General features: G+C 68.9%; 11 protein-coding genes. 4 read left to right on the forward strand and 7 right to left on the reverse strand.

What is annotated here, in order from left to right; translation table 11 throughout:
• Positions 1 to 80: 80 nt before the first annotated feature.
• The 4 genes from VFZ09_RS12835 to VFZ09_RS12850 form a co-directional block, all read right to left on the reverse strand.
• Complete coding sequence (locus VFZ09_RS12835; RefSeq protein WP_329727829.1) at positions 81 to 2,852, reverse strand: kelch repeat-containing protein; 2,772 nt, start codon at positions 2,850 to 2,852, stop codon at positions 81 to 83.
• Positions 2,853 to 3,072: 220 nt separating this feature from the next.
• Positions 3,073 to 3,930: an alpha/beta hydrolase gene (locus tag VFZ09_RS12840; RefSeq protein WP_329727830.1), complete on the reverse strand. Its 858-nt coding sequence runs from the start codon at positions 3,928 to 3,930 to the stop codon at positions 3,073 to 3,075.
• Positions 3,927 to 4,580 (reverse strand): hypothetical protein, encoded by a 654-nt coding sequence (locus tag VFZ09_RS12845; RefSeq protein ID WP_329727831.1) that lies wholly within the window; start codon positions 4,578 to 4,580, stop codon positions 3,927 to 3,929. Before VFZ09_RS12845 ends, VFZ09_RS12840 begins: the two co-directional genes overlap by 4 nt.
• A 50-nt stretch (positions 4,581 to 4,630) precedes the next feature.
• Complete coding sequence (locus tag VFZ09_RS12850) at positions 4,631 to 5,242, reverse strand: TIGR02265 family protein (RefSeq protein WP_329727832.1); 612 nt, start codon at positions 5,240 to 5,242, stop codon at positions 4,631 to 4,633.
• Between the two features lie 185 nt (positions 5,243 to 5,427).
• Between VFZ09_RS12850 and VFZ09_RS12855 the strand changes: the two genes are divergently transcribed.
• The gene (locus tag VFZ09_RS12855; RefSeq protein ID WP_329727833.1) at positions 5,428 to 6,480 is read left to right on the forward strand and encodes a PrsW family intramembrane metalloprotease; all 1,053 of its coding nucleotides are present in this window, start codon (positions 5,428 to 5,430) and stop codon (positions 6,478 to 6,480) included.
• A gap of 6 nt (positions 6,481 to 6,486) precedes the next feature.
• On the opposite strand, the gene VFZ09_RS12860 is transcribed toward VFZ09_RS12855, so the two are convergent.
• A complete protein-coding gene (locus VFZ09_RS12860; RefSeq protein ID WP_329727834.1) occupies positions 6,487 to 8,901 on the reverse strand; it encodes a protein kinase domain-containing protein in 2,415 nt (804 codons plus the stop codon).
• Between the two features lie 186 nt (positions 8,902 to 9,087).
• Between VFZ09_RS12860 and VFZ09_RS12865 the strand changes: the two genes are divergently transcribed.
• On the forward strand, positions 9,088 to 9,672 hold the full coding sequence (locus tag VFZ09_RS12865; protein WP_414640697.1) for an imm11 family protein: 585 nt from the start codon (positions 9,088 to 9,090) through the stop codon (positions 9,670 to 9,672).
• 94 nt (positions 9,673 to 9,766) lie between these two features.
• Positions 9,767 to 11,101 (forward strand): amidohydrolase, encoded by a 1,335-nt coding sequence (locus tag VFZ09_RS12870; RefSeq protein ID WP_329727836.1) that lies wholly within the window; start codon positions 9,767 to 9,769, stop codon positions 11,099 to 11,101.
• A gap of 40 nt (positions 11,102 to 11,141) precedes the next feature.
• Here the strand turns inward: VFZ09_RS12870 and VFZ09_RS12875 are convergent, their stop codons facing one another.
• A complete protein-coding gene (locus tag VFZ09_RS12875) occupies positions 11,142 to 14,558 on the reverse strand; it encodes a tetratricopeptide repeat protein (RefSeq protein ID WP_329727837.1) in 3,417 nt (1,138 codons plus the stop codon).
• 199 nt (positions 14,559 to 14,757) lie between these two features.
• Entirely contained in the window at positions 14,758 to 15,432 is a 675-nt protein-coding gene (locus VFZ09_RS12880) for a hypothetical protein (RefSeq protein ID WP_329727838.1), read from the reverse strand.
• Between the two features lie 352 nt (positions 15,433 to 15,784).
• Between VFZ09_RS12880 and VFZ09_RS12885 the strand changes: the two genes are divergently transcribed.
• Positions 15,785 to 16,585 carry a hypothetical protein gene (locus VFZ09_RS12885; protein WP_329727839.1) on the forward strand — a complete coding sequence of 267 codons (801 nt, stop codon included), beginning with the start codon at positions 15,785 to 15,787 and terminating at the stop codon, positions 16,583 to 16,585.
• The last annotated feature ends 6 nt before the right edge of the window (positions 16,586 to 16,591 follow it).

Below are 16,591 nucleotides of genomic sequence, written 5' to 3' on the forward strand. Positions count from 1 at the left end.
GGGGGCACGGGGCCCGGGAATCTCCCGGAAGCCTCGCGCCCCCCGCATGAAAGCCCGCTACACCAGGGATTGCATCACCTCTACAGCTCGTCCAGGTCGTAGTACTCGGCCGACGCCTGGTCGTGGTTGCTCACGCCGCCCACCGCGAGCACCGTGCCGTTGTCGAGCAACGTGGCGGTGTGCTTGTAGCGGTCCACGTTCATGACGGCCGTCTTGCTCCACGTGCCCGTGGCCGGGTCGTAGAGATCCGACGCCGTCTGGATACCGGTGAACGGGTGGTAACCACCGGCCACCAGCACGCGGCCATCCGGCAGCAGGGTGGCGGTGTGGAACCGGCGCGGCGAGAGCATGCTGCCCGTGGCCGCCCAGCTGTCGGTGGCCGGGTCATACAGCTCGGCGGACGCGCTCAGCGCGATGTCCAGGCCCGAGCCACCCGCGACCAGCACCTTGCCATCGGGCAGCAGGGTGGCGGTGTGCGAGGAGCGGCCCGTGCCCATGGAGGCCACGGGGGTCCACCTGCCGGTGGCCGGGTCGTACAGCTCCGCGGAGGTGATGAGGCCGTCGGAGGCATCGCTGCCACCCGTCACCAGCACCTTGCCGCCGGGCAGCAGGGTCATGGTGTGGAAGGCGCGGGCCGTGTTGAGGCTGCCGGTATAGGACCAGGTATTGGTGGCCGGGTCATACAGCTCGGCGGAGGCCAGCGTGTCGCCATCGAACTCACCGGCGCGGCCACCGGCCACGAGCACCTTGCCATTGGGCAGCAGGACGGCGGTGTGGTGGTAGCGCTGGGTGTTGAGGATGCCCGCGGGCTTCCACCTGCCCAGGTCCGGCACGTACACCTCGGCGGTGGCGCTGGTGATGGGGCACACGCCGCCGCCCGCGATGAGCACCCGGCCATCCAGCAGCTTCGTGGCGGTGTGACCGCGGTGCGCGCCCAGGGTGTTGCCCGTGGCGGACCAGGTCTTCGTCACCGGGTCATACAGCTCCGAGGTGGTGTTGAAGCCACCGGCCACCAGCACCCGGCCATCGTCCAGCTTCGTGGCGGTGTGCAGCATCCTCGGCAGGGCCATGCTGCCCGTGAGGATCCACCCGCCATGCCGGTCCTCGCACAGGCCGGAGGCACCCGGGACGACCCGGACCGTGCGGGTGGCGGTGCCCACGTTGCCGGCCGCGTCCTTCGCCGTATAGGTGAGCGTGTACGTGCCCGGCACGCGGATGTTGACGGAGCCGGACACCGTCACCGTGTGGCTCAAGTCACCGGCGCAGCTGTCGAAGGCCGCCGCGCCCGTCTCGACGTAGGGCTTGCCGCACTCGAGCGTCACCGAGTCATAGCCCACCACCGCCACCTCGGGAGCCCGGGTGTCGGTCACCCTCACGCGGCTGGTGCAGGTCGCGACGTTGCCGGAGGGGTCCCGGCCCGTGTGCGTCACGGTGGTGCTGCCCACCGGGAAGCTGCCGGCCCCCGGGCTGCGCGAATACGTCACACCGCCGCAGTTGTCGGTTCCGGACGCCACGCCCGGATCCACGTTCGCCCCGCCCTCGACGCACTCGGCCACCACGTTCTCCGGGCAGAAGATGGACGGAGCCGTGATGTCGACGACGGTCACCTTCGACGTGCAGGAGGACTCCAGGCCCGTCAGGTCCGTGCAGCGGAGCGTCGCGGTGGTCTCGCCCTGTCCGAAGCCGAGCGGCGTCTGGATGCAGCCCGCCAGGTCTCCATCCGGGTCATACGAGCCGTCATCGATGGAGCCCGTGGCGGAACAGACGGTGCTGCCGGCCGTCAGGGTCAGGTCCTTGCACTTCGCCACCGGAGCACGGCTGACGGCCACGGAGCGGCAGGAAGCACTGCACGCGCCGGTGCCATTGGCCGCGCCGGTGTCGCACTGCTCGCCTGGATCCACCGTGCCATCACCGCACCAGTGCAGACGGCACACGGACGAGCAGGCCGTGCCCGGCACGCCGTTGCGCTCGCCGGTGTCACACTCCTCGGGGTACTGCACCACGCCGTCGCCGCAGCGCACGGGGACGGCCCCCCGGGCGAGGATGTAGGGCACACCGCGCGAGCCGTCCGCGAAGTCCCTCGAGCCCGGCAGACGCGAGCCGTACACCGGATCCCTCGCGATGACGAGCGGGGTGAAGTTGGCGGCCGGGTAGCTGTCGAAGGCCTCGTGCACCGAGCAGACCCAGCTGGAGAGCAGGCCGTCCGTCATGCCCGACAGGGCCTCATGCGTGGCGACGATATGGGCGTCGTCGTAGCAGCCCACGCCCGCCACGGTGAAGGCGCCGAACGGCTCCAGCACCGCCACCGGCGTCCCGGGCCTGGTGTCGTGGTAGTAGCAGCTCAGGTTGATATAGGCGCCCGTCTTGCCTTCCTGCGCGGCGGCGAACCGGATGGCGTTCTTCGTGACCTGGTCCTTGCCGTGGAACACCGGGTCCGTGCCCATGATGAGGACGTTGCCGTCCACCACCGGCCCCCAGGTGCCGCGGCTGCTCACCGCCGCGGTGATGAGGGCCTGGCTGCTGCTGCACGTGGGATCTCCCAGGATGATGGCGCGATAGCCCGCGAAGTCCGCCGAGCCCTTCGCGGCCCACGCGGCGTCGGAGACGACGTCCACCGTGTAACCCAGGCTCCGCGCGGCCACCGCCTCCACGCTGTTGATGCCCGACGTCACCGTGCTGGCCAGGATGAGCACCTTGTTCGTACTGCCCACGCCTTGCGGCCGCGTGCTCACCACCGTGGGCGTCACGGGCGGGCTCGCGCTCTCCGACTCCGGCGGCGGCTCGCCACCGCACGCCGCCACCCACAGCGCGCTCAACGCCATCAGCACCCGGTTGCGGATGCCACGCCCCATTCTCGTATGGCAATACGAATACATTGACACCCCATCCCCTCTGCTCAGACGAATGGCCAGCACTCCCGCTCCTGAACTCAGACGTCCAGGGCAAGACGGGCAAACGTGTTTTTCCAACGGGAGTGCCTGGATAATAAAAACAGGCTTTCAAGGTGCCATCCGGGGAGCACCGGACTATCGCCTTGATGACGCGCTGGAATGCGGGAGTGTGGGGTGCCGTTCAGGGCTGGGTGCGCGAGCCTTCCAGAAAGGCGCCCAAGGTATGTGCGTAGTCCACCCCCATGCGCTGGGGGACGGTGTCGTGGTCCGCGCCCTCCACGAGGACGAGCTGCTTGGGCTCGTGGGCCACGGAGTAGAGGTGCTGGGAAAATTCAGGGCGGATGAAGTCGTCCGCGGTGCCGTGCAGCAGCAACAGGGGCACGCCCTGGAGCGAGGCCACCCGGCCCTCGGTGTCCCAGGAGCCCTTGGCGAAGAAGCCGCCGGGGAGGTCCATGTTGCTGGAGTCGCGCACCAACCCCTGCACGGAGCTGAAGGGAGACTCGAGGATGAGCGCCGCGGGCGGCGCGTGGACGGCGAGCTGGGAGGCCACCGCCGTGCCGAAGGAGCGCCCGTAATAGACGATGCGCTCCGCCGGCACGCCGGCCCGCGCGGAGAGCCACGCGAGCGCCGCCCGGCTGTCCTCGAGCAGACCCGGCTCGCTGGGCTCCAGGTCGGTGGAGGTACCCCAGCCGCGGTAGTCGAAGACGAGCACGTCGTAGCCGAGGTTGGCCAGGCCCTTGGGCCGGGAGATGTGTTGGTTCAGATTGCAGCAGATGCCATGGAAATAGAGGACGTAGGCGCGGGGCGGCTGCTGCGTGGCCTTCACATACGCGGCCCCCAGCCGGACCTGGCCGTCCACCACGAGCTCCACCGGCTCTATCTGTTCGGGAGACACCGTCTCCTCGGGCGTCTCGCCCTCGGCGGGCAGCGTGTACTGGTCCACGCGCGTGCGGCTGTAGAGGAAGGGGTCCAGCTCATAACAGGCCCCCACGCCCACCCCGGCGCACAACAACCCGACTGCCAGCAGACGGCGGCTCATGGCTCGTCACCTCCGAAGCGGTAGCGCACTCCCAGCAGGGCGCCCAGTGCGCCCATGCCGCCCACCCCCTGCCAGTTGGCCGCGTTGAAGCGGGTGGCGTAATCCGGCTGGTACCAGCGCATCTCCAGCTGCACACCCCACGAGGCCAACCGCACCTCCTCGCCCACGGCCAGAGACAGCAGGGGCGGCCCGCCCGCCAGCTGCACCAAGCCGGTGGCCGAGGCATAGGAGAGGAAGCGCCCGCCCAGGAGGTAGCTGACGGTGGGCGACACCTCGAGGTAGGCGCGCGGGGGGGCCTGCCGCGAGGCCAGCACACTGGTGAAGCCATAGAGGCGGCCCCCCAGGGAGAGGGCCGGCACCGCGCCGTCCTGCGCGAGCGCCAGCCAGCTGCCGCCCACGTCCAGGCCCGCCACGCCAAAGGAGAGCGAGGTCAGGTGGACATGGGCCGCCACGTCGGCGCGCTCGGCCACGCCATAGCGGGCCCCCACGGTGCTCAGCGGCACGGGAATCACGGGCCCCAGTCGCACGAGGGGTCCGCCAATGGCCCCCTCGAGCTGCACGGCGCCGCGGGGCACCGGGCGCACCTGGGTGGTCAACCCACACCCCGTGGCGAGCAGGACGGGCAGCAGCAACAGGACGGTTCTCATCACGTCCCGCCCCATAGCGGAAGTCGGGCCGGGTTGCCCAGCCCCCCACCCCCTCAGTCCCACGTCACCTCGTACTCGTTCTCGGTCGGGCTCAGCGGGCGAGAGCTCACCTTGGCGCCCTTCACCTTCGCCACCTCGCACATGGCCTGCAGCCCGCCCTCGGTGTGCTGCCGGGGCAGCACCTCGTGCTTGACGATGATGCCGCTGCGGGGCCCCGTCAGCGTCACCTTGAGCTCCACGTGCTTGGACGCCGTCTGCATGCCCGTGGGGATGTTGCTCAGCAGCCGCCTCGGGTCCCCCTGCGCCATCAGGATGAGCACCTTGCCCGCCGCGGACGCATAGAAGGACTTCCCTCCCTCGAAACCAATCTCCCACATGGCCCGCTCGAAACCGCCGAACCGCGCACTCAACCGCCGGGCCGACGCGTAGAGCAGCTTGATGTACGTGGGGTGGGCGTAGTTGAAGAAGTCCAGGAAGCGCGCCTCGCCACACACCTCCAGACACTGCTTGACCGCCTCGTCCCCCTCCAGCCGCCGCACCATGCCCAACAGGCTGTTGTGGAAGAGCCCCCGCATGAGGTCGTCCGGAGACACCAGCGACAGGCGCCACTTCAGCTCCTCGTCTGTACCGAACTGAAAAGGCAGAGCGGTGACAGGCGTGTCCATGAACTCCCTTCCGGCACCGGGTGGGCGAGGTGAGGGCCATCAGGGTAACCCGGTACGGCGGGCGAAGGTAGGGGAAGCAAACGCCCCGGAGGGATTCCTCGAGGGCTCGCGCACCCTGGGAAAAGGGCCTCACGCCCGGAGAGCGTCCGGTGCGGTGGCCCGGGAGGCTCTGTTACGGTGGGGCCATGTCCACGCTGCTCATGCTGGGAGGCTCGGCGGTCGTCCCCTCCCTGCTGTTGCTCTGGTACATCTACGCCCGGGACAGGAATCCGGAGCCGCGAGGGCTCCTGCTCAAGACCTTCCTGCTGGGGGCGGCCATCTGCGCGCCGGTGGTGCCGGTGGCCATGTGGCTGGAGTCGTTGGGCCGGGAGTGGGAGACGGGCGCGTGGAGCACCGCGCTGGTGCGGGCCTTCCTCGGCGCGGCCATCCCCGAGGAGCTCTTCAAGTACCTGGTGCTGCGCCGGTACGTGTGGAACGAGCCCGCCTTCGACGAGCCGCTGGACGGCGTGGTGTACGGCGCCACCGCGTCCCTCGGTTTCGCCACGCTGGAGAACATCCTCTACGTGGGAGACGGGGGCCTGGGCGTGGCGATGCTGCGCGCCCTCACCGCCGTGCCACAACATGCCTTCACCGGCGTCATCATGGGCGCCTTCCTGGGCCGGGCGCGGTTCGCCGCGGACGGGGCCCAGCGCTTCGGCCTGCTGGCGGCCGGACTGGGGTGGGCCATCCTCCTGCACGGCGCCTATGACGCCTTCCTGATGACGGAGACGGGCTTCGCCCTGCTCGCGCTGCCGGCGCTGCTGACGTCGGTGGGCTGGGGCCGGGGCCTCTACAAGGGGCTGCAGCGGGAGCAGATCCTCCTGGGCACCTCGCTGGTGACCCGGCGGTTCGCGGTGGAGGAGCCGTTGCTGGCGGAGGAGCCCGCCCCCCTGGCCGTGGGAGGCCTGGGCCCCACCCCCCTCTCCGCGGAGCTGGGCGTGGCGCAGGTGCGGCTGTCCACCCGTCCGCCTCGCGAGCCCCAGCGCACCTTCTTCTCCTGGCTCAAGCTGGGCCTGGGCGGCATCGGCTTGAGCGCCTGCGGGCTGGCATGGCTGTTCGTCGCCGCCCTCCTCCTCGGCGAGCCGGTGGGCGGCGAGGTCGCGGTGCCGGTGGTGGTCATCTGCGCCCTCCCCACCGTGCTCTTCCTGCTCCTCTTCCGCTCGGGACTGCGCGGCCCGTTCGAGACGGGGCCGGCGTGAGGCGGCTCACGCGTGCCAGATGGCCTCGACGCGGGCGCGCACCAGGCGCCGCCCCTCGGCGAAACCCGGCAACGGCCGGAGGGACGCGAGCGCCGGGCAGCGGTCGATCCACTCCAGGTCGATGAGCGACGTCTCCGCGGCCCGCCGGAAGTACTTCAGCCCCACCTCCGGCTGACCACAGAGGCCCATGACCTCGGCGGTGAGCTGGCACAACAGGGAGGCGAACCGCCGGCTGGTCGTCTGGGAGAGCGCCTCGTCGAACATGGGGAGCAGCTCGAGCGCATCCACCTCGCCCAGCACCGCGCTGGCGTAGCGGCCCACCATGGTGAAGATGGAGTCCGGATCCGCGGCGGTCTCGGCCTTGCTGCGCCGCAGCTCCTCCACGTTCCGGGTCCACCCGGCGACGCGCACGCGCAGCGCCTCCGCCGCGGTCCGGTGGAGCGGCGACGCGGTCAGCCGCTCCAGCGCCCACCGGTAGTCCTCCATCTGTCCGCGCAGCGCGCTGCAACGGGCGAGCTCGAACAGCGACGACACCAGCGTGGGCGACAAGTCATGGGCCAGACGCAGCCGCACGAGCCCCTCGTCCGCGCGGCCCGCCTCGCACTGGAGGCTGCCCAGGTACTGCACCGTGGGGGCATGGCAGGGCGCGATGTCCAGGGCCGTGCGCACGGACATCACCGCCGTGCGCCAGTCATCCGACTGGGCGGCGAGCATCGCCCGGGCCAGATGCGTCTCGGCCTGCTCCGGCGCCAGCCGCAGGGCCCGGTCCACGCTGGCCCGTGCGAGCGCGGCGGAATCCCTCTGGGCATCCTTCATGCCCATGAACATCACCCGCAGGCTCGCGATGGCATGGAGCGCCACGGCCGGCAGGAAGTCCGGCGCCAGCTCCAGGCACGAGTCGAGCATCGTCAGGGGGCCTCCGTCATGGCCTCCCCGGAAGGCCCCGTGGAGCAGGGAATCCGCCTGACGGTACAGCGCCACGGCCTCGCCCGGAGTGCTGGTGCGCCAGGCCGAGAGGACCGCCTCGCACCGCAGCTCCTCGGCGATGCGCGGCACCAGCCGGTCCTGCAGCTCGAAGGCGTCGGTGGAGGCGAACTCGAACCGGCCACTCCAGACCTGGGTGCCGGACTGCGCCTCCAGCAGCCGGACGGAGACGCGCACCGAGGGACCCGCGCTCTGCACCGTCCCCTCCACCACCAGCTCCACCCCGAGCTCGCGCCCCACGGTCCGCGGGTCACGCTCGCTGCGGAAGCGCGCCGTCACCCCGGTGCCGGGCACGCGCAGCCCGCGCACCCGGGACAGCTGATCGATGAGGGCCTCGGTGAGCGAGTCGCCCAGGAACTCGGAATCCCGAGGACCCTGGAAGCGCAGGGGGAGGATGGCCACGCCCTGCTTGGGCACCGGGGTGGTGGTCCGGAGCGTGTGGCGCGTGGCGGACGTCGAGGTGAGGGGCGCGGGGGTGTGTCCCCCCGTCACCGGCCCCGGGGTGGGCGGACCCGACAGGGTGGGCTCCCCCACGCTGACGAGCCAGTCCCGCAGCGCCCCGGCCACCTCGAGCGCGCTCGACGGCCGATCCTCGGGAGCACGGCCGAGGCAACGGTGCACCAGCTCGGCGAGGGGCGGGGGGAGGGTGGCGCGCTGCCGCAGGTCCGGAGGGGCCTGGCGCAGGCGGGCCATGGCGGCGGCCCACGGGGTGTCGCCGGAGAAGGGCACCTCGCCGGTGAGCAGCTCGTACAGCAGCAGCCCCACCGCGTAGAGGTCCGCGCGCGCGTCCACGGGCTCGCCGGACACCTGCTCCGGCGCCATGTACATGGGCGTGCCCACGGTGCCCATGGTGCGCGAGGCGGCCTCTCCCGCCACCGCCCGGGCAATGCCGAAGTCGGTGAGGACGACGCGGCCGCCGGACTCGATGAGGATGTTGGCCGGCTTGAGGTCGCGGTGCACCACCCCGGCGGCATGGGCCGCGGCCAGTCCCTCGCAGATGGCCAGGGCGAAGCGGGCGGCACGGGAGGCGGCCAGCGGACGCTCCCGGGCGAGCAGCGCGCGCAGGTCCTCGCCCTCGACGAATTCCATGGTGAGGAAGGCCTGGCCCTCGTGGGTGCCCAGGTCGTGCATGCGCGCCACGTGGGGGTGGGTGATGCGGCGGGCGAGGCGGACCTCGCGGGTGAAGCGCTCGAGGGCGTCCGGGCCGGCGTCCTTGCCGAGCTCCAGCGTCTTGAGGGCCACCACGTCGCCCACGAGGCTGTCGCGGGCCTGGTACACCGTGCCCATGCCTCCCCGGCCGAGCATGCGCACGAGGGCATAGCGCCCGGCGAAGAGCGGCCCGGAGGGGGGCTCCTGGGGGGAGGAGGCCGCGGGGCGGATGACGGTGTTGTCGCCCCCATCGAGGGCGGAATCGGGGGGCGCGGAGTTCTCGGGCACGGCGGCCGCAATCTAACCCGGGGCCCCTCTGCCCGCCATTCACGCCGGGTACAAAACCCGGTCTACCCAGGGAGGGATCCCCCAGCGGCCTCGCGGGGTGTGCATACACTCGGACCCGTGACCATCCGCGACTTGTGAGGAGCATCAAAAGCCCGATGAGACGAATGCCTGGAGAGGCCTCCCACGGTGCGGCCGAGAGCAAGGGCAATGACACGGTACTTCAGGCTCGTCGATGACAAATCCGTGCCCGAACGCTGGCACCTGAAAAACCCGGTGGATGCGAAGGGAGCCAAAATTGACCCCTGGCAGTTCGATGCCGGGCGAACCTTGAACGTACAGGGAAGACTCCTCTTCCGGATGAGCGTTCCAGGCAACCCCCTCGATTTCACCGAGGCAGGCTTCGCCATCCCCGTCATCCACGAGCGGGTCAAGACACTCCTCGAGCGCCTGTACGTGCCAGAGGTCCAGTTCCTCGTGGCCGAGGTCGAGTCACGGCCCGAGCCCTACTTCGTGTTGAATCCAACCCGGCTCATCCCATGCATCGACGAGGCCAGATGCGAGCGGGTCACCCGTTGGAGACCCGAGGATGGAAGACCCGACAGGGTCGGTGAGTACCGGGTCGTGGACGGCCTTCGAATCGACCCGGCAAAGGTCGGAGGTGCCCGCCTCTTCCGCATCTGGGGCTGGCCCATGCTCATCGTCTCGGAGGACATCAAAGAGGCCCTGGAGCATGAAGGCGTCACGGGCACGGAGTTCATCGAGGTGTCCTGAGCATCCCAAAACCCATCGGCAGGAGCAGGTTCATGCACCAGCCACCTGAACGAGCGTGCATACTCGGTGCTCACTCACCCCGAAGAGGCCCTCGATGACGGACACCTGCATCCGCGATTGTCACGCGCTCGTCCCGGACGCCAGCGGCGCGCTCACCATCGCCCGTAACCAGGACATCCTGGTGCGCGGCGGGCGCATCGCGGAGATCCGTCCCACCGGTGGACCCCTGGAGCCGGGAGTCACGGTGCTCGAGGGGCAGCGGATGCTCGCCATGCCCGGGCTCATCAACACCCACGCCCACGTGCCCATGGTGCTCTTCCGCGGCCTGGCCGAGGACGTCCCCATCGAGCGCTGGTTCAACGAGTTCATCTGGCCCCTGGAGAGCAACCTCACCGAGGCGGACGTCTACTGGGGCGCGCAGCTGGGCCTGCTGGAGATGATCGAAGGGGGCGTCACCACGGTGGCGGACCACTACTTCCACATGGACCGGGTGGCCCAGGCGGTGGAGGAGGCCGGCACCCGGGCGCACCTGGGCTGGGCGGTGTTCGGCAGCAATGGGTTCAAGGTGCTCGCGGAGACCGCCGCCTTCGCCGAGCGCTGGAGGGGTGGCGCGGGGGGCCGCATCACCACCTGCATGGCGCCGCACGCGCCCTACACCTGCGATGACGGCTTCCTGCGGGCCTCCGCCGGACACGCCCACCGGCTCGGCATTGGCATCCACATTCACGCCGCCGAGGAGATGAACCAGACGAACGCCAGCCTGGAGAAGCGGGGCCTGACGCCCATCCAGGTGCTCAAGGACACTGGGGTGCTCGGCGTGCCCACGCTCATCGCCCATGGCTGTGGCCTGCTGCCCCAGGACATTGAACTGCTGGAGAAACACCGTGCGAGCGTGGGGATTGCCCACGCGCCGAAGACGTATCTCAAGCTGGCGATGGGAATGACGCCCATCCGGGCCTTGCGCAAGGCCGGAATCGCGGTGGGCCTGGCGACGGATGGCGCGGTAAGCAACAACACGCTCGATGTCTTCGAGAGCCTGCGCCTCATGACGATGATGCAGAAGCACGAGGCGATGGACCCCGAGGTGCTGCCCATTCCCGAGGCGCTCGACATCGCGACGCGGGGCAGCGCGGCGGTGTTGGGGCTGGGAGAGCGGATTGGCACGCTCGCGCCCGGCTACCAGGCGGACCTCATCCTCGTGGACACGAGGGGTGCGCACTGGCAGCCGCCCCACAACCTCGCGGCCGGACTGGTGTACAGCGCGCGAGCCAGCGACGTGCACACCGTCATGGTGGAGGGCCGCGTCCTCATGAGGGAGCGCCGCCACCTCACGCTCGACAAGGAGCGCATCCTCAACGAGGTGGCCGGCACCATGGAGCGCCTGGCCAGACGCGTGCCCGAGTCACGGATTCAGAGTTACAAACCGTGAGACGTCTTGCCCTCGGCCTCGACGAACCGCGACAGTCGAGTCACGAGCTCATGAGGCGCGTGAAGGCGACAATGCGCTCCTGAAGCGTGGAAGAAGGCGGTCGTTGAAGGGATTCGTGGAGCGATAGCGCCTGGCGAAGCATGATTCCCATGGTCCGCGCGAAAGCAGCCGGAATTCTCTCGAACAAGGGCCAGAGAATATCAAGGGCCTCGCTCATCGCCTCCAGCGCCTCCTGCCTTCGTCCCAGCTCGCTCAACATGGTCCCCAGGTTGTTGAGGCTTCCAGCGAGGTCGGGCCGGAAGGCGTCCGGGTTGCGCTCCGCCAGGGCTCTCCGCAGTTCCACCGCCTCGCTCGCCGCCTCCAGCGCCTCCTCCCTTCGTCCCAGCTCGATCAACCTGATGCCCAGGTTGTTGAGGCTCATCGCGAGGTCGGGCCGGAAGGCGTCCGGGTTGCGCTCCGCCAGGACCCGGTGGACGCCCACCGCCTCGCTCGCCGCCTCCAGCGCCTCCTCCCTTCGTCCCAGCCCGCTCAATATGCCGCCCAGGTTGTTGAGGCTCATCGCGAAGTCGGGCCGGAAGGCGTCCGGGTCGCGCTCCGCCAGGGCTCGCCGCAATTCCACCGCCTCGCTCACCGCCTCCAGCGCCTCCTCCCTTCCTCCCAACTCGCTCACCCTGCCGCCCAGGTTGTTGAGGCATCCAGCGAGGTAGGGCCGGAATGCCTCCGGGTCGCGCTCCGCCAGGACTCGGTAGACGCCCACCACCTCGCTCGTCGCCTCCAGCGCCTCCTCCCTTCTTCCCAGCTCGCCCAACCTGCAGCCCAGGTTGTTGAGGCTCATCGCGAGGTCGGGCCGGAAGGCGTCCGGGTCGCGCTCCGCCAGGACCTGGTAGACGCCCACCGCCTCGCTCGCCGCCTCCAGCGCCTCCTCCCTTCGTCCCAGCTCGCTCAACCTGTTGCCCAGGTTGTTGAGAAGCCGTGCTCTCTCGACGAGAACCTCCTGCTCCTCCGAAACCGGTAGAGCACGCAAGAGCGTTCGGGTCGCCCACTCGGCGACCCTCCGCAGTGAAACCGTGGACGCGGGGATACCAGCTCCCTCCATCTCGAGGGCCAACGCCACGTCGCCTTTTCGCTCGAGCCGGTCGGCCAATACGTCGCCGATAACGGACAAGGCCGTACGCCGGCCAACAGCCTTCGCGGATTCCAGTGCAAGGAGCGCACGAGGCTGTAGCGGACCCGCAAGCAGCCGCTCGAGCCATGGCCGAGCGACATCGGCGCTAACGGCGGAGACTCGGCCCAGCACGTCAAAACCCGTGCGGACCCCCTGGGACTCCTCGTCCGGAGGAAAGACCCGGTCGATCCAATCGTCTGGAGGACGTTCACCCTGAAGCTCCGGCGAAGCAACTCGGAGAACCATCCCCTCGCCCAGGAGATCCGGCTCCAAGGCAGGAAGGAACATGGGAGCCGTGTCGATGCGCTGCTGGTAGATCCTCTGAAGCAGGAGGAGCAGTTCCCTTTCATTCGTGGAAAGGCCATGACCGAGAAGCCGCCTGGCGACCGCCGTTGCAGCGGAAGCGTCCGCCAATCCCCCGCGAAGCGTGGCTGCGGCAACCATCTGGCGAGCCAAGGAACGCTGGAGTGAAACCGATACACCCTCTTGCCGGGCGCGTACCTGCCAGAAGCGCTCCTCATGGTCGAGGATCACTCCCATCAACGTGTTCGCCTCGAATCGGAGCCCCTCCACCGTGGCAAGCGCGGCCATGTGCAGGTAGAGCACCCGCTTGAAGCGCTCGTCGCGTGTTGAGAGCGCGACCGGCGTGTGCTTCGCATACACCTTGCCTCGCTTCGTGGCGAACCGCTCCGCGGCTTCGTGGAACACCCCCTCGTACTCAGCCGGCGTCATGGCCAGTGCTGGCAATTCACACGGCGGCGTCGCATCGAGCAGTGCCATCAAGGACGTGTCGGCATTGCGCAGGTCCGTCCACCAATCGCCCTTGTTACGGGCCAGGAGCAAGAACCGCATCCGGCGGAGTGCTCCCATGCCTTCCTGCTTCGAGTAGCGAAGAACGCGCAAGAGCAGCTCACGCAACTCGGAAAAGCTCTCCGCGTAATCGATCACCACCAACACCGGCTGTTCGAGCGACCACAACCGCTCGAACCAGTCGATTGGAACACCCTTCGGCAGGAAGCCAGCGCTCCACCGCATGGCCCTCCGGCGGCGTATCCACTCCATCGCGAGCCGCGTCTTGCCCACACCGCCCTCGGCGTGGAGCAACCGCACCGCGACGGGCGGTCCTTCGTCGCACCAGCGCTCGAGCTCCGAGAGGATCTCCTCTCTTCCCCGCTCGCGGAAGGGAACCACCTCGTAGCGAGCATTGAGGAGCATGGAGGGGGGCGGATTCTCCGGCAATGCGCTCTCGGTTCCCGGCACCAGGATATCGTCAACGCCAGGCACCACCTCCACGTCGAGGTTCTCGCGAAGGAACGCCAACAGACACTCGGCCGAAGCCCGGGCGGCGAACTCCTTGAAGTGGTCGTCGCGCCCAGGGTTGGCGAAGTCCATCACCCCCTTCATCACCAGCGTGTCGAGCTTCCAATCCCGCTGGGCGTGAGCCAGCGCACCGATGGCCGCGGCTTCCATCTCCAGGCCCAGCGTCTTGCGCATGGACTCGGAGAGGGTGCCCCAAACCGCCTCGTCCTCGACGACCTGGCTACCGCTGCCCATGGGTGCGACATGGACCTTGAAGGGCAGCAGTGCACCCGAGGGGGACGTGTCAGGGAGACTGTTGCCGTGCTTGATCAGGAGCCGATTGATGCGCTTGCGCCCCTCGCCCGTGAGCGTGAGTGTGCCGTCCTCCACATGGCCAGAAGCCCAGAGCGCCTCGATGACCTTTTCCCACTGCGGGCAACGCTCGATGCGCTCGGGAAGTGATGCGGGGTCCTCAACCCCCTCTCGCAGCTTCGCGAGCACCCAGTTCTCCTGCCACTCGTAGGGTACAGGCCGGCTCTTCCACCACACCTCCGACCGAAAGCGCGCGGCGAAATCCAAGTGCTCGAGCGCGATCTTCCAATCGTCGCGAAGATTGTAGGTCTTGAGATCCTGCTGCACGCGCTCGGGGAGCTGCTTGCCGGTGTCGTGGGAGAACAACCGCTCCGCGGCGATCACATCACCCAGCCGAGTCTTGCCGGGATGTCCCGCGCACACGCCACACATCGCGATGCATCGTGGACGGTAGACTTCCACCAGGCGCAGCAACGTATTCGTCGCCGCGACGGCGCCCATGTCCCCCGCCTGAGCAACCCCGACACGGAGCGGCCGTCCGCCCTTGCCGGAAAAACCACGGAGCGCCACCGGAAGACCCGTGGGACCCGTCTCTTCCCTCCACCGAAGTCCATCCGCGTCACTGGAGCCCACCTGAAGCACCGCCTGGTACTCCAGCGTCAACGCGGTCAGGATCAACACGTCCGCCCGGCGCACACGACCCCCTCGCAGATACGCATGGAGCGTAGCGAGACCGCGTGCGTCACAACAAGTGGAGCCGATACGAGCTGGATGCCGATGGGGCGACTCAACAGCGTGGGCTCCAGGAGAATCCCGGAGCCCAGGCCTGGTCAGCACCGGCCTCCGCCCCGAGCACGAGGACGGGGCGAGCAACCTCTCCTCACGCCACGGAGCGCACGGGCTGAGGCTGGAAGCCATCCAGGAGCGCTTCCATGAGCCGCTCCACCTGCGCCAGTGGCACGCCCTGGATGGTGAGGAGCGTCTCGCCTCCCTGGATGCTCGTCTTGAGCTGCACTCGGCCCCCCTGGGCGAAATGCCGTGAGAAGCTGTCACGCAGGAACTCGAGGCGGGCCGCATCCGTGGCGGGCATGGTGGCCCGGGACGGCTTGCGCTTGTGCTTCGCCGCCTGCCTCATCTCCTCCAGGCTGCAATCGGCGAAGGACTTCCGCTCCACCTTCCCGCCCTCCCGGGGCACCTCGATGGGCGTGAGGCCCGGGTCTCCCGCCGTGGGCTGGATGTTGGCATCCTTCGCGTAGGAGCGCAGCGTGTAGAGCTTCATCACGCCGTGCGTCCTGCACGCCTCCTCGGTGAACTCCCGGGCCACGGCGCCGTAGCGGGACAGGGTGGACTGCGAGAGCTCCTGGATGTGCTCGTTGAAGTACGCCAGGGCACTCTCGTACTTCTTCTGCTCCGCCAGCTTGTTGTCCACGACGTAGTTGTAGAGGCGGCCGATGTTGTAGTGCCCGGCGTTCCCCTCCTTCAGGTGCGTGAGGATGGCATCCCGCGCCTGCTCGAGCGTCAACGTCAGGAGATTGCTGCTTGCGTTCGTTCCCATGATTCCCCCCAAAAATGGAGAAGAGGTGAAGACGCCGCGGTTCACCACGGCAGGCCGGACACATGGCACTTTCCGGGCCAGGGGAATGGCTCCAGGAATTCGCCTACTTGCGTGAGCGGTCCTCATACGAGAGTCCCAGTTCCCGGAGAAAACCGTCCACGAGACGGGACTCCTCTCATTCCACTTGTCACCGGTGACAAGTGAAACGGAGCGGGTGCATTCCACTTGTCACCGGTGACAAGTGAAACGAGGCAGGCGCATTCCACTTGTCACCGGTGACAAGTGAAACGAAGCGACCTCCCCCTCCGCGCCCCAGGGAGGTACAACGGCGGGATGACGGAGGAGTCCACGCGTGGCTGAAAAGAAGACCTGGAAGGGCGGACGCCTGGGACCGTTCCACCTCGGCAAACGGTACAAGAATGTGGGAACGGACCTGGGCCGGCTCTACGCGGCGCATGATGTCGACACGGGCAACGCGGCCCTGGTCGTCATGCCCTCGGACAACGCGGACCTGGAGTCCTGGCGCGTCCGCGCCACCTCACAGGCCGAGCCTCCCTATTTCGCGCTGGAGGTAGAGCAGGCGCCCGCCTCGGGCCGGCTTCCAGAGTTGTCCAACATGCTCGACCTCCTCACCTCCGCCGTGGAGCGGCTGGAGAAGAACGAAGAGGCCCGAGCCCATCTCACGGGCGGCGCGGTGAGCACCTGGAAGCGATGGGTGGGGCGCATGAAGCGGCTGTTGCGCTCACCCCGCGGACCCCTGCTCGCGGGCCTCGCCGCCCTCATCCTCGGAGGGCTCCTCTGGTCACGTCTCGGGGGGGATTCCACAGGGTCTGATGGCAAGGCGCGGGGCAACACCGGTGCCGGCGCATTGGCCATGACCGACCCCCAGGCGCCCACGCTGGTGGACCTCGACCCCTCGGACGTGCCGGCCATCACCTATCCGCTGCCCGCCAGGCCTTTCAGTGACCAGGCCAAGGTTCCCTGCTTCCCCAAGTCGGGCGAGGTGGAGATCAACGGTGGATGCTGGGTGGCACTCGAGAAGCGCCCTCCCTGCTTCGAGAACCAGGCCGAATACCAGGGCAAGTGCTACATGCCGGTCTCGGCGAAATCCCACGAGAAGAAGCGACGCGAGCCGCACTCCGTACAACCGTGACCGGAG

It is taken from the genome of Archangium sp., from assembly GCF_036277355.1.
GTDB lineage: Bacteria > Myxococcota > Myxococcia > Myxococcales > Myxococcaceae > Archangium.